Below are 15,956 nucleotides of genomic sequence, written 5' to 3'. Positions count from 1 at the left end.
ATTTTGTCCATAGGGATTGGTAACTTGGCTGGATACCTCCATCCTGTCGCGCACAATCCACGAGGTGATTGATGCGCGCCAACTCGTCTGAACCACAAGACACCGTCACAGCAGAACAACCGATCACTCCCACCCGTTTGCGGTGGCTGGACCTGTTGAGCAAGTATCGCCAGCCCATCGGCCTGGCCGTGACGCTCCTGCTGTTTGCAATCGCCCTGATCGCCTGCCGGCACCTGCTGCTGGAGCTGGACCTCTACGCCCTGCACGATTCGATCCTGGAAGTGCCCAAGCCTGCCCTATTGGGGGCCTTTGCGGCGGCAGTCGCCGGTTTTGTGATCCTGCTCGGCTATGAATTCTCCGGCGCGCGTTATGCCGGCGTGCAATTGCCCGCCAAGACCCTGGCCCTGGGTGGTTTCACCGCCTTTGCTATCGGCAACGCCATTGGTTTGTCGATGCTCTCGGGCGGTTCGGTGCGTTACCGTTTATATGCACGCCATGGCATCGGCGCCTCGGAAGTGGCGCACATGACCGTGTTCGCCAGCCTGGCCCTGGGCTGTGCGCTGCCGCCGCTGGCCGCGCTGGCCACGTTGAGCAACTTGCCAGCCGCCTCCACTTACCTGCATTTATCGCAAAGCCTGCTCGGCGGCATTGCCGGCGCCGTGCTGCTGTTGTCGGCCCTGCTGTGCATCGGCATCTATCGCCGCCGCCTGCCGGAACAGCCCTACCCCGACAACCTGCTGGTCAAGGCCGGGCGCCGCACCCTGCGCCTGCCTGGCCGACGCCTGACTTTCCTGCAACTGATCATCACCGCACTGGACGTCGCCGCAGCCGCTACCGTGCTGTATCTGCTGTTGCCCGAAGCGCCGCCCTTCGGCCCGTTCCTGTTGGTGTACCTGCTGGCCCTGGCCGCCGGTGTGCTCAGCCATGTGCCGGGCGGCGTGGGCGTATTCGAAGCGATCCTGCTGGCGGCCTTTGCCGACAAACTCGGTGCCGCGCCCCTGGCTGCTGCCTTGCTGCTGTACCGCATGATCTACGTGGTGCTGCCACTGTTGATCGCTTGTGTATTCCTGCTGGTCAACGAGGCCCAGCGCCTGTTCCAGACCCAGCAAAGCCTGCGGGTAGCATCGGGGCTGGCAGCGCCAGTATTGGCCGTCCTGGTTTTTTTGTCCGGCGTGGTCCTGCTGTTTTCCGGCGCCACGCCAGAGATCGACTCACGCCTGGAAAACATCGGCTTCCTGATTCCCCATCGTCTGATTGACGCGTCGCACTTCGGTGCCAGCCTGATCGGTGTGTTGTGCCTGTTGCTCGCCCAGGGCCTGCGCCGGCGGTTGTCGGCCGCCTGGATGCTGACTATGGTGTTGCTGCTGGTTGGCGCCCTGCTCTCGCTGCTTAAAGGCTTCGACTGGGAAGAAGCCAGCCTGATGACCATGACCGCAGTGCTGCTGGCCATCTTCCGGCGCTCGTTCTACCGCGCCAGTCGCCTGACCGAGTTGCCGTTTTCGCCGCTGTACCTGGTGGCCAGTGTCTGTGTGCTCGGCGCCTCGATCTGGCTGCTGCTGTTTGCCTATCAGGACGTGCCCTACAGTCACCAACTCTGGTGGCAGTTCACCCTCGACGCCAACGCCCCGCGTGGTTTGCGTTCGCTGCTCGGCGCCGCCGTGTTGCTGGTGATCGTGTCGCTGACCTGGCTGCTGCGCACGGCACGCCCGGTCATCCACCTGCCGACCCCGGAAGAACTGGAGCGCGCCAGCAAGATCCTGATGGCCTCGTCCCAACCTGACGGCGGCCTGGCGCTCACCGGCGACAAGGCGCTGCTGTTTCACCCCAACGATGAAGCCTTCCTGATGTATGCCCGTCGCGGGCGTAGCCTGGTGGCTTTGTACGACCCGATCGGCCCGACCCAACCCCGCGCCGAGATGATCTGGCAGTTCCGCGACCTGTGCGACATCCACCACGCCCGTCCGGTGTTTTACCAGGTACGCGCCGAGAACCTGCCGTATTACATGGACATCGGCCTCACCGCGATCAAACTGGGTGAAGAAGCCCGCGTCGACCTGAAACGCTTTGACCTGGAAGCCAAGGGCAAAGAAATGAAGGATTTGCGCTACACCTGGAACCGTGGCACCCGGGACGGCCTGTCCCTGGAAATCTGCGAACCGGGCAAGGCGCCGATGGATGAATTAAAAGTCATCTCCGATGCCTGGCTTACAGGTAAGAATGTGCGGGAAAAGGGCTTCTCCCTGGGCCGTTTCAGCGATGACTACCTCAAGCACTTTCGTATCGCGATCATTCGCTTCGAAGGGCGCCCGGTGGCCTTCGCCAATTTGCTCGAAACCTACAATCATGATCTGGCCAGCCTCGACCTGATGCGTGCCCACCCGGACGCGCCCAAGTTGACCATGGAGTTCATGATGGTGGGCCTGATTCAACATTATAAGAGCCACGACTACGCGCGCTTCAGCCTCGGCATGGTGCCGTTGTCGGGCTTGCAACCGCGCCGTGGCGCACCGCTGACCCAGCGCCTGGGCTCGATGGTGTTCCGCCGTGGCGAGCAACTGTATAACTTCCAAGGTTTGCGCCGCTTCAAAGACAAGTTCCAGCCCGACTGGGAACCCCGTTACATGGCCGTGCCCGCAGGACTGGATCCGCTGGTGGCATTGGCCGATACCGCCGCCCTGATCGCGGGCGGCTTGACTGGATTGGTGAAACGCTGATGATTCGACGCTCCTGGCGGTATGTATTGGCTTTAGTGGTGCTGCTTGCGCTGATCGCGGCGGGTGGCTTCTGGTACTGGAACCGCCCTGCTCCGCAACCGACCCTGGAGCACTTGCCCCAGGCCGACGGTTCGGTAATGACCCGCGTAACCCCGGCCAGCAACGCAAAAGCCCGCGTGGCCGTGGCGGTGATGGCCGACGAAACCCTGACCGACAGCCAACTGATTGCCCTGAGCCAGGGCGGTTCAGCGCAACTGGTTCAGGTGGTGCTGCCAAAAGATGACTGCGCACTGCAGGAAAAAGCCCTGCAAGGCGCCCTGGCCCAGCTGAAAGGCCCGGCAACCCTGGTCAGCGGCATCGGCCCTGGCGCCGCACTCGCCTGGCGCTGGCTGGCCACCCAGAACGACGACAAGGCCAACGCCATCTCCGTGGGCTTCGCCCTGAAACAGGAAGGCTGCAACGACCCGCTGCCGAAAACCGCCGCCCATGGCAGCTGGCTGGTGGCGTGGAACGATAACCCCGACGATGAAAGCGCCAGTTTCGTACGCGACACACCGCGCGCCACCACCAGCATCAGCGACTACGACATTCATTACCCACAGGTGCTGAATAACGAACTGCGCAAGCAACTGGTCGGTTCGGACAACGGCGGCCTGGCGATTCCGGTAGTGGAAGTACCCGCCGGCCAAGCCAAGGACACCGTGACCCTGTTCCTCTCCGGTGACGGCGGCTGGCGCGACCTGGACCGCGACGTGGCGGGCGAGATGGCCAAGATCGGCTACCCGGTGGTGGGCATCGACACCCTGCGCTACTACTGGCAGCACAAGACGCCAGAGCAAAGTGCCAAGGACCTCACCGAGCTGATGCAACACTACCGGCAAAAGTGGGGCACCAAGCGCTTCGTGCTGACCGGTTACTCGTTCGGCGCCGACGTATTGCCGGCGATCTACAACCGTATGCCAGAGAACGAACAGCAACGGGTGGACGCGATCATCCTGCTGGCCTTCGCCCGCACCGGCAGCTTTGAAATCGAAGTGGAAGGCTGGCTGGGCAACGCCGGCAAAGAAGCCGCCACCGGCCCAGAAATGGCCAAGCTGCCGCCTGAGAAAGTCGTGTGCATCTACGGCGCCGAAGAAGTCGACGAGAGTGGCTGCACCGACAAGACCGCCGTGGGCGAAGCCATGAAGCTGCCGGGCGGGCATCACTTCGATGAGAACTACCCGGCGCTGGCCAAGCGGTTGGTGGATATTATCGTCAAGCATCAGGCCAAAGCCGAATAACTCCAGCTTAATCCAAGACCCAATGTGGGAGCGGGCTTGCCCGCGATAGCGCTGGCTCAGTCACAGTAGCGTTGACTGACAGTCCGCCATCGCGGGCAAGCCCGCTCCCACAGTGGTACGTGGTGTTGATGAAAACTAGCGCGGTTCGATGTGCGCAATCATCAGTTGCACCGTCTCATTGCCACGAAATTCATTCACATCCAGCTTGTAGGCCAATTCCACCCAACGCACCGTCGGGTTTGGCCACACTTCGCGGTCCACACCAAAGGCGATGCCATCGAGCTTCACCGACCCGCATTCGCTCTTGAGCACCACTTTCAAATGCCGCTCGCCCACCACCCGCTGCTCCACCAACTGGAATACCCCGTGAAACAACGGCTCGGGAAAGTGCTGCCCCCACGGGCCGGCATGGCGCAGGGCGCGGGCCAGTTCCAGGTGAAACTCTTCCACCGCCAGGGTGCCGTCTGAAAGCAGGCGACCGGTGAGGTCTTCTTCGCGCAGTTGCCGGCGCACTTCGGCATCGAAGGCTTGCGCAAACAACGGGAAGTTGGCCTCGGGCAAGGTCAGCCCCGCCGCCATAGCGTGGCCGCCGTACTTGGTGATCAGGTTGGGGTGCTGGCTGGCGACGACCGCCAGCGCATCGCGGATATGAAAGCCTTGCACCGAGCGTCCAGAGCCCTTGAGCAGGCCATCACCGGCATCGGCGAAGGCGATGGTCGGGCGGAAATAACGCTCCTTCATACGTGACGCGAGGATCCCGATCACCCCTTGGTGCCACTCCGAATCAAACAGGCACAAGCCGTACGGCATCGACTCCACCGGCAGGTCCTTGAGCTGGGCCAGGGCCTCGCGCTGCATGCCTTGCTCGATGGACTTACGGTCCTGGTTCATGCCGTCCAGTTGCGCGGCCATTTCCCGTGCGGCGGCGAAGTCCGTGGTAAGCAGGCATTCGATGCCCAGGCTCATATCATCCAGGCGTCCGGCGGCATTCAGGCGCGGGCCGAGGATAAAACCCAGGTCGGTGGAGGTGATACGCGCATGATCACGCTTGGCCACTTCTAGGATCGCCTTGATGCCCGGCCGCGCCCGACCGGCACGAATACGCTCCAGCCCCTGATGCACGAGGATGCGGTTGTTGGCGTCCAGCGGCACCACGTCAGCGACGCTGCCCAGGGCCACGAGGTCGAGCAGTTCACCGATGTTCGGCTGGGGCTTGCTGTCATACCAACCCAGGCTGCGCAAGCGCGCGCGCAGGGCCATCAGCACGTAAAAGATCACGCCGACCCCGGCCAGGGCCTTGCTGGGAAACCCGCAGCCCGGCTGGTTCGGATTGACGATGGCGTCGGCGGCCGGCAGTTCATCGCCGGGCAAGTGATGGTCGGTGACCAGCACTTGCAACCCTGCCGCTTTCGCCGCCGCCACGCCTTCGACGCTGGAGATACCGTTGTCCACGGTGATCAGCAACTGCGGCTCTCGCTGCAGCGCCACCGCGACGATTTCCGGGGTCAGGCCGTAGCCGTATTCGAAGCGGTTGGGCACCAGGTAGTCGACATGGGCCGCCCCGAGCAAACGCAGGCCCAGGGTGCCTACGGTGCTCGCTGTGGCGCCATCGGCGTCGAAGTCACCGACGATCAGGATGCGCTGACGCTGCTCCAAGGCCGTCACCAGCAAGTCCACCGCGGCGTCGATGCCCTTGAGCTGCTGATAGGGAATCAACCGCGCCAGGCTCTTGTCCAGCTCGGCCTCCGACTGCACCCCGCGTGCGGCGTAAAGGCGGGTCAACAGCGGCGGCAGTTCACCGAGAAAAGGCAGGACGGCGGGCAATGGGCGGGGATCGATACGCATGGGAGGCTGGGAGATTCTCTATAGAAAGTGTTGTATGCGACAAGCTATAAGCTTCAAGCCGCAAGTTTAAGCTGCGCGATGACTTGAAGCTTACAGCTTGCAGCTTATCGCTCTCCAACGAGCCATTGCAGTTGCACTTCATGCTGGCCACGGTCATCGGTCACAAAGATCGTGCCTTCGCTGATCATCACGTCCCACTTGATCACCCGCGGCATGTCCTTGGCCAGGGTCTCCAACACTTCCTGGGGCACGGCAGCGATATGCACGTTTTTCAGGTTGTTGGCCACCGGCACCACCTTGCCTTCCCACACGCGCAGGCTGCCATAGGCCAGCAGGCTGGTGCGCTCGGTGCGGCGCGAGCACCAGGTGAGGCGGTCGGCATCCGGCTGGCCGACTTCGATCCAGTGCAAAACACGATCATCCAGGCTTTTTTCCCACAGGGCCGGTTCGTCTACATCCGACAGGCCACGCCCGAACGCCAATTGCTCGTTGTACCAAAGGGCGTAGGCCAGCAGGCGCACGGTCATGCGCTCTTCGGTTTCCGAAGGGTGGCGGGCGATGGTCTGTTTGACGCTCTCGTACACCGAGCGGTCGAGGTCGGTGAGGTTGAGTTCGAATTTGTAGGTCGTGGACGGCTGGGCCATGAACGGGCTTCTAAAGACAAGGAAAGGCGGCCAGTCTAACCGATGGCGAGGGCATTGAACGAATACTGCGCTGCATCCGCGCGGCTCGCCTATGTTAAAAAGCAGTACATCAACATCCCGCGCTTGTAAGGATCCCCATGTCGCTCACTGCCAAACCACTTGCCGGCCTGAAAGTCATCGAGCTGGGCACTTTGATCGCCGGCCCGTTTGCCTCACGCATCTGCGCCGAATTCGGCGCCGAGGTGATCAAGGTCGAATCCCCGGACGGCGGCGACCCGCTGCGCAAATGGCGCAAGCTGTATGAAGGCACTTCGCTGTGGTGGTTTGTGCAGGCGCGCAACAAGCAGTCGCTGACCCTCAACCTCAAGCACCCTGAGGGGCTGGCGATCCTCAAGCAACTGTTGGCCGACGCCGACATCCTGATCGAAAACTTCCGCCCAGGCGTGCTGGAAAAACTCGGCCTGAGCTGGGAAACCCTGCACGCACTCAACCCCAAGTTGGTGATGGTGCGCCTCTCGGGCTTCGGCCAGACGGGGCCGATGAAAGACCAGCCGGGGTTTGGCGCAGTGGGTGAGTCCATGGGCGGCTTGCGCTATATCACCGGCTTCGAGGACCGCCCGCCGGTGCGCACCGGGATTTCCATCGGCGATTCGATTGCCGCGTTGTGGGCAGTGATCGGCGCGCTGATGGCGCTGCGTCACCGCGAAGTCAACGGCGGCCTGGGCCAGGTGGTGGATGTGGCGCTGTATGAAGCCATCTTCGCCATGATGGAAAGCATGATCCCCGAGTTCGATGTGTTCGGTTTTATCCGTGAGCGCACCGGCAACATCATGCCCGGCATCACCCCGTCCTCGATCCACACCACCGCAGACGGCAAGCATGTGCAGATCGGCGCCAATGGCGATGCGATCTTCAAGCGCTTCATGCGCGTGATCGGCCGTGACGACCTGGCGAACGACCCTGCACTGGCCAGCAATGACGGGCGTGACGCTCGCCGCGACGAGCTGTACGGCGTGATTGATCGCTGGGTCAATTCGCTGTCGCTCGACCAGGTGATTGAACATCTGAATAAAGCCGAGGTACCCGCCAGTCGCATCTACAGCGCCGAAGACATGCTGGGCGACCCGCAATTCCTGGCCCGGGAAATGTTCCTCAAGGCGCAGTTGCCGGGCGGCAAGGATTTCAAGATGCCCGGCATCGTGCCCAAGCTCTCGGACACACCGGGCAGTTGCGAATGGGTCGGCCCGCAACTGGGTGAACACAACAGCCAGGTGCTCAATGCCCTGGGCTACGACGCGGCGGCTATCACTCGCCTGCGCGAGGATGGCGCGATCTGACAAATCCCAGGCAAAAAGAAACCCCGAGCAGTGGGGAGACAACTCGGGGTTAAACGTGGTCTACAAAAAGACCCGCACAGCAAGCGACAAACACCGGAGCACAATGCCTGCTCTTGCTGTTACAAACTCTGACTAACCACCTTGTAGGAAGGTTCCGAAGAAAAATAATGTTTCATGCCAGTGCGCCGCCACGGGTTTGGGAGGCGTTGCGCAAGGCAGCGATGACTGAAGGTTCCAGGCGCCCTTCGGCGATTTTCAGGTCGCGGAGCAGGCAATCCACCACATCCACCAGCGCGCGCTTGTCGCTCAATTGCGCACGATCGACTTCACGTTCAACCACGATGGCGCCACCGGGGTTCTTCACGGTTACCAGGCAGTCGTCGCGCATACCGGCAGAGGTCAGCGTAACCTGATAAGGGCTCAGTGCTTGGCTGAGCAATAGGTTGATACTTTCCATCTCGATCACCACTCAATCATTCGAAAAAGGTTCGAAAAACAAAAATGTCACGAAGAGGCTGACATTCAAGTGACCCGTGCTCAAAGCAGAAAGTTCTACCTTTTGTGTAATCCACTGCTTGAGGAAAACGAGCATGCACGGAAAAGATGACAGAGAAAAAACAACGGCGCACAGGCTAGAATCCCTGGATTGCCCCGGGAGCCTGCCTTGAGAGCTGCGTCTGAACCGCCCTTGCGTATCGTGATTGCCGACGATCACCCGATTTTCCTGATTGGCCTGCGCGCCGTGCTCGAACGTGACCCGCACATCAGCATCGTCGGCGAGGCCAATTCCCCCCAGGCCCTCAGTGCGTTGTTGCAACACTGTGCCTGCGATGTGGTGGTGACCGACTTCATGATGCCCGTCGAGCCCCAAGCCGACGGGTTGCGCTTGATCGAGCAACTGCGCCGGCACTATCCGCACCTGCCCATTGTGGTGGTGACCATGCTCAACAATGCCGGGTTGTTTCATTCCATCCTGGCATTGGGTGTGATGGGCCTGCTGAGCAAGGCCAGCCTGGCCGATGAGCTGCCCCAGGCGATCCGCCAGGTGCGCCAACAACGCACCTATGTGGCCCAGACCATCCGCCAGGCGCTGAGCCTGGCCGGGGAAGTCGGCGCTGATCGCCTGCATTCCCAGGAGCACCTGTCACCCCGGGAACTGGAGGTGATTCGCCTGTTGGCCAGTGGCATGACGGTGGGCGAGATCGCCGCGCACCTGCATCGCAGCAAGCAGACCGTCAGCGCGCAAAAAGTCAGCGCCATGCGCAAGCTGGGGCTGGCCAACGATGCCGCCCTGTTTATTTACGTGCAGGAACACGGGCTGGCCTAGCCTGGAACGCAATCCATTGCTTGAGCGCCGCGGCGTCCATCGGCCGGGCGATAAAGCAGCCTTGCAGCCACGCCGCGCCCAGTTCGCCCACAGCGTGATAGTCGGCGGCGGATTCCACGCCGGTGACCACCACGGCAACGTCCAGGCGCGCTGCCATGCTCATGGCGCCCGCCACCACAGCGGCCTTGCGGTCATCATTGGCCATCCCGCAGGCAAACGCCGGGGGAATTTTCAGCTCGGTAAAAGGCAGTTCCAGCAAATGCTGCAGGCTGGTGCCGCCCATGCCGAAGTCGCCGATGGACAACTGGCAACCCAACATGCGCAAGCGCAGCAAGCCGGTGACATGGGCGCTGTCGGTTTTCAAGGTCGAGGTTTCCACCAGCTCCAGCGTCAGGCTATGGGCGGGTACACCGTGCAACTGCAGCAGACCTTGCAGCACCTGGGGAAAGTGCTCGCGCTCCAGCATGCGCCCGGGGATGTTCACGGCCACTGGCAGCACCTGGCCGCTTTCGCCCATCACCTGGTTCGCCAGGCCAAGCGCCTGCTCCAGCACGTGCCAGGTAAACGCCTCTTCCATGCCGGCAAACTCCAGTACCGGCAGGAACTCGTCAGGCAGCAACAGCTCACCGTCCGGCAACTGCCAACGCGCCAGCGCCTCCACCCCTTGCAACACACCGGCCTGACTGACGATGGGCTGGTACCAGACCCTGCCACAGGCTGCGATAGTCGCCTGACTGACGTCCGCCGAGGGCGGCAGTTGTTCCCGCTCGCTCAAGCCCAACAGTTGGCGCACGCGCTCCCAGGACAGCACCGGTGGCCCCGGGCGAAAATGAACCTGGCAATCGCTCAGTAGTTGCCCGATCAACTTGGCCGAAGCCGGCTTGGGCAAACACGCCAAGACCTTGAGCCCCAATTGGCAGGCCATGTTCGCCACACCTTCCAGCACGTCGGGCTCGGCGTTGCTGAGCAGGATCAATACTTGGGCCAGGCGGCGTTCCGCCAACTCGCGGATCAATTCCAGGCCATCGCCCTGCTCCAGGTACAAATCGCAGATGGCGATATCCACCGGGCCTTTGCTGTCCAGAGACTGGCGGGCGGTTTCGACCGTTTCCGCGGCCCGTACATTGAACACGCCGTTGGCATTGAGCATCTGGTGCAGAGCCATCAGTTGAAACGGGTTGTCTTCGAGGATCAGGACGTTCAGGGATCGCATGGGTAAGGATGTCGGTACAGGGAAAGTCCTGCACAGTAGCCACATGCTGTGGTGTACCCCATAGGACGTGTCCTAAAAGCTTGCTTAAATGTGGGAGGGGCAAGTCTTGTCGGTCAAGCGCAGATCTCCTGTGGGAGCTGGCTTGCCTGCGAAGGCGGTGTGTCAGTCGCTACATCTGTTACTGCACTACCGCTATCGCAGGCAAGCCAGCTCCCACATTTGATCGTCGTTGCCTTGAGCATTGCGTTCGCTTAGCTGATCGGCATTAAGGTGTCAGGCATCCAGATAGGGTTGCAGGTCGCGACGAAACGCCTTGAGCACCTCGGACAAGCGCAACCAGGGTTCTTCAAGCTCGGCGCCGCGCTGCTCTCGGGCGCATTGCTCAAGGGCGACACAGGCCTTGGCCAGTGGCAGTGCGTCGACCAGCGAGCAAATGCCCTTGAGCCGGTGCAGCGATGTATTCAAGCGTGCCACGTCGCGCTCGGCCAGGGCTCCCGCCAATACCTCGTGTTCGTGGTCCAGGCTCTTGGCCAGTTCCTGCAACATGCTTTGCAGCACCGGGCCATCGGCCTGGGTCATGGTGCGCAGGGCCTGGATATCGAACGAACGCTGGGGCGCCACGCGGGCCAGCACTTGGGTCCAGTGTTCCAGGGTCACCGGCTTGACCAGCAGCTCATCCATACCGGCGTCCTCGCAGCGGCGTTGTTCATCTTTCATGGCGTTCGCGGTGCAACCCACCAGCGCGCTACGAGGCCGTTGCTCCTCGGCTTCGAGGCGCCGTATCGCCGCACTCAAGGCATAACCGGACATGCCGGGCATCTGGCAATCGGTGACCAGCACGTCAAAACGCTGCTCACGCCAACGTTGCAACGCGGCCTCGGCCGACTCCAGAGCGACAACCTGGTGACCGAGGAACTGCAACTGCTGCGCCAGCACCAGGCGGTTGGCCGCCAAATCATCCACCACCAGTACCGACAGGCTACGCCCCGTCGGTGACAACGTCGCGGTGGGCGTTGCCGGCACATCATCGGTGCTGACCCGGTCCAGGCGCAGGTCAATGCACACCACCGTCCCCTCACCCACCACGCTGTCGAGGTGAATGCTCCCGCCCATCAATTCCACCAGTTGCTTGCAGATACTCAGGCCCAGACCGGTGCCGCCGTGTTGCGCAGCGGTCAGGGCGCTCACTTGGGTAAACGGCTTGAACACCCGCGGCTGTTGCTCGGCGCTGATGCCTGGGCCGCTGTCCTTGACGCACAGGTGCAGGTATTCGCTATCGGTCTCATCCCGTTGGCAGGTCACGCTGAGGTGAACCCCGCCCCGCTCGGTAAATTTGAGCGCATTGCCCAACAGGTTGTGCATCACCTGGCGTAACCGCAGCGGGTCGAACCAGTAATAACCCTGAGCAGCCGGATCAAACGCCAGGGTCAGATGCAGGCCCTTCTTTTGCGCCGTGGCTTCGAACAGGCTCTGGATACCCTCGAAAAAGCGCTTCAACTCAGTGGTCTGTGGCGCCAGTTGCAGGTGGCCGGCTTCGATCTTGGCCAAGTCCAGGCTGTCGCCCATCAGCGCAATCAGCTCGCGCGCCGAACGATGGGCCACCTGCAGCGCCTCGGAAACCGGCTGGCCGCTTGCCAGACAACGCTCTTGCTCCAGTTCGAGCAAGCCAATGATGGCAGTCATGGGGGTGCGAATCTCGTGGCTCAAGGCCGAGAGAAATGCACTTTTGGCGTAGTTCGCTTCGTCGGCGGCCTGGCGAGCGTCCATCAACTGGCGCTCCAGGTCTTTGCGTTCGTTGATATCGATCCAACCGCCCAACAATCCCTGCAGACGGCCCTGGGCATCAAAAAAAGGCACGGTCCACTGGTAGACGTGATAACTGCCGCCGTTGAGCTCCAATTGCCGGTCGACAAACAACGGCTGCTGCGTGGCCAATTGCTCCATGTGGCCTTCGTGCAGCCGCGCCGCTGTGGCGTCGGGCACGACCTTGCTCTCCATCAGCGTCAGGCCCTGGATCAGCTCCAGCCGGGTCGCCAACTGCTGTTCATAACTTTTATTGCAGGTCACCAGGCGCCCGTCCAGGTCGCGGACGAACAGCGGGTTGGGCATGCCGTCGAGCAGTGCGCGCTTGAACGCCAACTGGTCATTGAGCCGTTGCTCGGCCTCCAGCCGTTGGTGAATCTGGCGCTTGAGCCGGCTGTTCCACACCAGCGACACCAACACAAACAGCAGCGCCGTGGCCACCGTCCAATAGGCCCATGGCGGTACCCGTTGCCAGGCCGGCAGCGGAATCGCCACGGCACCGATCCAACGCAAGCGCAAGGCACTCAACTCAGCCACCGGCAGCGCCTCCAGGGCCTTGTTCAGAATGCTCAGCAGCTCAGGCTGGTCCTTGCGCACCGACAGGCAGTTGGACGACCACTTGCCATCGACACTGCGTCCGATACGCAGGCCATCTTCCGGGTAACTCTGCACTTCCACTTCAGTTTGAATGGTAGCGGCCGCCTCGCCCCGTCGTACCAGCTCACGGGCCTGGTTGTAATTGTCCACCAGGCGCAACGTGATGTTCGGATGCGCATGGCGAATATCATTTTCCAATACATGACGTGCCGGCAGCGCCAGCACCTTGCCGTCCAACTGCGTCAAGCCGGTGAGCGGCGCGGCATCGGCACGCTCGACAAACACCCAGCCGGACCCGCCATACCCATGGCTGAAGTTGAGCACTGTGCTGCGCTCGCGGTTAACGGCCAGGGTCGTGTTCATCTGCGCCCTGCCTGTTTCCAGCCATTCCAGGGTTTGCGCGGTGGAGTGCACCTCTTCAAAGATAAATTGCAAACCGGTCATGCGCGTGATGCGATGCAACAAATCCACATTCAAGCCAACCCAGTGGCCATCCTTATCCTTGAATATGTACGGAGACATCTGCTGGGCCACCACCACGACATGGGGATGCTCGCGCACCCAGGCCTGTTCCGACGCCGACAACGCAATGCGCTCACCACTGATACCGACGCCGAGCCCGGTGGTCCAGCGCGCGAGAATTTCGCGCTGCACCGACTCGTCGAGGCTTGCCAGCGCGCGATTCATCATGGCCCCCAGCAACGGATCTGCCTGGCGGGTGGCGAAGGCAAAACCGATGGGCGCCAGCCGGCTCTGCTCCTTGATCTGCAACCCCAGGTAAGGCCGCAGTGATTTATAGGCGCGCACAATCACTTCGTTGCCGATAAACGCATCGACGTCACCTTGCTTCAAGGCTTCGAGGCCGCTGTAGAGGTTGGGGGCGAGCATGATGTGGCTGTCGGGATACGCCGCGTGAACCTTCTGCACGTTGGCGTAGCCGTCGAGCAACACCAGCTTCTTGCCGGCCAGATCGTCGCCTTGGGTATCGTCGCGACGCAGCACCACCACCGAGCGGTCGGGCATGTAGTCCGGGGTGAATTGCAGGCCGGGTACGTCACGCTCGTAACCATTGGCACTGGTGAGTATGTCGATGGTGCCGTTGCGCAGCGCTTCGACCGCCTGGGCGCGCTCGGAAAAGCCCAGCACTTGCATGGGCACACCCAGCCGCGCGCCCACCAGGCTCAAATAATCGGCGCTGATGCCCTGGTAGCGATTGCGGTCGCGGGTGATATCGATCGGCTGGTAGTCATCTATCGAGATGCCCACTTTGAGTGTCCGATGCGCCGCCAACCACTGCTGCTCCGTCGGCGCCAGCGGCATAGGTTCAAGCGGGATAAACGCCGGCACCAGTTTGAACGGCAGGCTGACGGCGGCCAGGCTCATGGGCACCTGGATGAGCCACAACAGGCACACCAGCTTCAACGTCCATTGGATCAAAACCTGCACCGGTTGGGTTTCCTTGATTGGGCGAATGGGCAAGTATGGCTCGCCAGAATGAAAAAGCCCGTCACGAGGACGGGCTTGGCCGACTGCAAAAAAGCTGAATGCATACCTGTAGCAGCCTGATATCCGCCTCATGGTCAGCGGGTGAGTTAGCTGAATGTGGGAGCCGGGCTTGCCCGCGATGCAGACGCCTCGGTATTCAGTCGTACCGAGGCGCCTGCATCGCAGGCAAGCCAGCCCCCACACAAACCCGCTACCCCATTCTTGATTAGAGCGGCTTGCCCCGATTGCCATGCTGGCTGACGAACGCCTGCACCGCCTTCAGGTCGTTGGCCAACACCGTGCAGCGCTCTTCGCGCTCGAACAGGTCGGTCAAATGCTCCGGCAGTTCCAGCGCCTTGCCAATGCCGGCTTTCTCGACCGCTTCCGGGAACTTGACCGGGTGCGCGGTACCGAGGATCACCATTGGAATATCCAGGCTGCGGCGGCATTCGCGGGCGGCTTTCACGCCGATAGCCGTGTGCGGGTCGAGCACTTCGCCGGTCTCGGCATAGACCTGCGCGATGGTTTCGCAGGTCTGCGCATCGTCCACGGCCAGGGAATCGAACAGCTTGCGGGTTTCGGTCCAGCGCTCTTGCTCGACGCTGAAACCGCCACCTTGCTTGAAGCTGTTCATCAACTCGGCCAGGGCTGCGCCGTTACGACCGTGCATGTCGAACAGCAGGCGCTCGAAGTTCGACGACACCATGATGTCCATGGACGGCGACAGCGTGGCGTGCAGGGTTTCCTTCACATACTGGTTGCCGCTCATGAAGCGATGCAGGATGTCGTTGCGGTTGGTGGCGACGATCAACTGGTTGATCGGCAGGCCCATGTTGCGCGCCAGGTAACCGGCAAAAATGTCGCCGAAGTTGCCGGTAGGCACCGAGAACGACACCGAACGCGCCGGGCCGCCCAACTGCAGCGAAGCGTGGAAGTAGTAGACGATCTGGGCCATGATCCGCGCCCAGTTGATCGAGTTCACCGCCACCAGACGCGTACCCTTGAGGAAGCTCTGGTCAGCGAAGCTGTTCTTGACCATTTCCTGGCAGTCATCGAAGTTGCCTTCGATGGCGATGTTATGAATGTTCTCACCAAAGATGGTGGTCATCTGCCGACGTTGCACTTCCGACACGCGCTTGTGCGGGTGCAGGATGAAGATGTCGACGTTTTCGCAGTGCTTGCACCCTTCGATGGCCGCCGAGCCGGTATCGCCGGAGGTAGCACCGATGATCACCACGCGCTCGCCACGTTTTTCCAGCACGTAGTCGAGCAGGCGACCGAGCAGTTGCAGGGCGAAGTCCTTGAACGCCAGGGTCGGGCCGTGGAACAGCTCCAGTACCCACTCATTGCCGTTCAGTTGGCGCAGGGGCGCGATGGCGTTGTGGGAAAACACGCCATAGGTTTCTTCCAGAATCTTCTTGAAGTCCGCATCCGGAATGCTGCCGGTGACGAACGGGCGCATCACTCGGAAAGCCAGCTCGTGATACGGCAGGCCGGCCCAGGAGGCGATTTCTTCCTGGGTGAAGCGTGGCAGGTTTTCCGGCACATACAGGCCGCCGTCGGTGGCAAGGCCTGCCAGCAGAACGTCTTCGAAATTCAGGGCCGGTGCCTGGCCGCGGGTGCTGATGTAACGCATAGGGGCAAACCTTCGGTTTGGGCTTCAAGCTTCAAGCTGCAAGCTACAAGTTGAAGCAGTTCGGCTTTTACTTGC

General features: G+C 61.7%; 10 protein-coding genes. 4 read left to right on the top strand and 6 right to left on the bottom strand.

The window, feature by feature from the left end; all coding sequences use genetic code 11:
• Nucleotides 1-71 precede the first annotated feature (71 nt).
• Entirely contained in the window at nt 72-2,714 is a 2,643-nt protein-coding gene (gene mprF / locus HU730_RS17805) for a bifunctional lysylphosphatidylglycerol flippase/synthetase MprF (RefSeq protein WP_014719775.1), read from the top strand.
• A complete protein-coding gene (locus HU730_RS17800) occupies nt 2,714-3,994 on the top strand; it encodes an AcvB/VirJ family lysyl-phosphatidylglycerol hydrolase (protein WP_034128631.1) in 1,281 nt (426 codons plus the stop codon). Before mprF ends, HU730_RS17800 begins: the two co-directional genes overlap by 1 nt.
• Nucleotides 3,995-4,129: 135 nt before the next feature.
• On the opposite strand, the gene recJ is transcribed toward HU730_RS17800, so the two are convergent.
• Both recJ and HU730_RS17790 read right to left on the bottom strand, forming a co-directional pair.
• On the bottom strand, nt 4,130-5,839 hold the full coding sequence (gene recJ / locus HU730_RS17795) for a single-stranded-DNA-specific exonuclease RecJ (RefSeq protein WP_060763577.1): 1,710 nt from the start codon (nt 5,837-5,839) through the stop codon (nt 4,130-4,132).
• Nucleotides 5,840-5,943: 104 nt separating this feature from the next.
• The gene (locus HU730_RS17790; RefSeq protein WP_034128633.1) at nt 5,944-6,483 is read right to left on the bottom strand and encodes a YaeQ family protein; all 540 of its coding nucleotides are present in this window, start codon (nt 6,481-6,483) and stop codon (nt 5,944-5,946) included.
• Nucleotides 6,484-6,620: 137 nt separating this feature from the next.
• Here HU730_RS17790 and HU730_RS17785 point away from each other — a divergent pair, with 137 nt between their 5' ends.
• Nucleotides 6,621-7,820, top strand: a complete 1,200-nt coding sequence (locus HU730_RS17785) for a CaiB/BaiF CoA-transferase family protein (RefSeq protein WP_072447184.1) — start codon at nt 6,621-6,623, stop codon at nt 7,818-7,820.
• Between the two features lie 172 nt (nt 7,821-7,992).
• Here HU730_RS17785 and HU730_RS17780 read toward each other — a convergent pair whose 3' ends face one another.
• Nucleotides 7,993-8,277 carry a DUF3509 domain-containing protein gene (locus HU730_RS17780; RefSeq protein ID WP_020301357.1) on the bottom strand — a complete coding sequence of 95 codons (285 nt, stop codon included), beginning with the start codon at nt 8,275-8,277 and terminating at the stop codon, nt 7,993-7,995.
• 207 nt (nt 8,278-8,484) lie between these two features.
• Here HU730_RS17780 and HU730_RS17775 point away from each other — a divergent pair, with 207 nt between their 5' ends.
• Nucleotides 8,485-9,147, top strand: coding sequence for a response regulator transcription factor (locus HU730_RS17775; protein ID WP_034128635.1), 663 nt, complete (start codon nt 8,485-8,487; stop codon nt 9,145-9,147).
• Here the strand turns inward: HU730_RS17775 and HU730_RS17770 are convergent.
• From HU730_RS17770 to thrC, 3 genes are all read right to left on the bottom strand, one after another.
• Nucleotides 9,116-10,360 carry an EAL domain-containing response regulator gene (locus HU730_RS17770; protein ID WP_096144556.1) on the bottom strand — a complete coding sequence of 415 codons (1,245 nt, stop codon included), beginning with the start codon at nt 10,358-10,360 and terminating at the stop codon, nt 9,116-9,118. The genes HU730_RS17775 and HU730_RS17770 overlap by 32 nt on opposite strands.
• 273 nt (nt 10,361-10,633) lie before the next feature.
• On the bottom strand, nt 10,634-14,206 hold the full coding sequence (locus HU730_RS17765; RefSeq protein ID WP_186527718.1) for a transporter substrate-binding domain-containing protein: 3,573 nt from the start codon (nt 14,204-14,206) through the stop codon (nt 10,634-10,636).
• 265 nt (nt 14,207-14,471) lie between these two features.
• On the bottom strand, nt 14,472-15,881 hold the full coding sequence (gene thrC, locus HU730_RS17760; protein ID WP_003193958.1) for a threonine synthase: 1,410 nt from the start codon (nt 15,879-15,881) through the stop codon (nt 14,472-14,474).
• Nucleotides 15,882-15,956: the final 75 nt, after the last annotated feature.

Origin of the sequence: Pseudomonas sp. SWRI22, from assembly GCF_014268395.2 — a bacterium.
Lineage (GTDB): Bacteria > Pseudomonadota > Gammaproteobacteria > Pseudomonadales > Pseudomonadaceae > Aquipseudomonas > Aquipseudomonas paracarnis.
The sequence above is the reverse complement of the archived record's forward strand: the minus strand, read 5'-3'. Positions and strand labels throughout refer to the sequence as shown.

What these genes read in the sequence shown, in the direction of transcription:
- mprF (WP_014719775.1), top strand. Translation starts at nt 72, where the DNA reads ATGCGCGCCAACTCGTCTGAACCACAAGACACCGTCACAGCAGAACAA.
- HU730_RS17800 (WP_034128631.1), top strand. Translation starts at nt 2,714, where the DNA reads ATGATTCGACGCTCCTGGCGGTATGTATTGGCTTTAGTGGTGCTGCTT.
- HU730_RS17770 (WP_096144556.1), bottom strand. Translation starts at nt 10,360, where the DNA reads ATGCGATCCCTGAACGTCCTGATCCTCGAAGACAACCCGTTTCAACTG.
- HU730_RS17790 (WP_034128633.1), bottom strand. Translation starts at nt 6,483, where the DNA reads ATGGCCCAGCCGTCCACGACCTACAAATTCGAACTCAACCTCACCGAC.
- thrC (WP_003193958.1), bottom strand. Translation starts at nt 15,881, where the DNA reads ATGCGTTACATCAGCACCCGCGGCCAGGCACCGGCCCTGAATTTCGAA.
- HU730_RS17785 (WP_072447184.1), top strand. Translation starts at nt 6,621, where the DNA reads ATGTCGCTCACTGCCAAACCACTTGCCGGCCTGAAAGTCATCGAGCTG.
- HU730_RS17780 (WP_020301357.1), bottom strand. Translation starts at nt 8,277, where the DNA reads ATGGAAAGTATCAACCTATTGCTCAGCCAAGCACTGAGCCCTTATCAG.
- recJ (WP_060763577.1), bottom strand. Translation starts at nt 5,839, where the DNA reads ATGCGTATCGATCCCCGCCCATTGCCCGCCGTCCTGCCTTTTCTCGGT.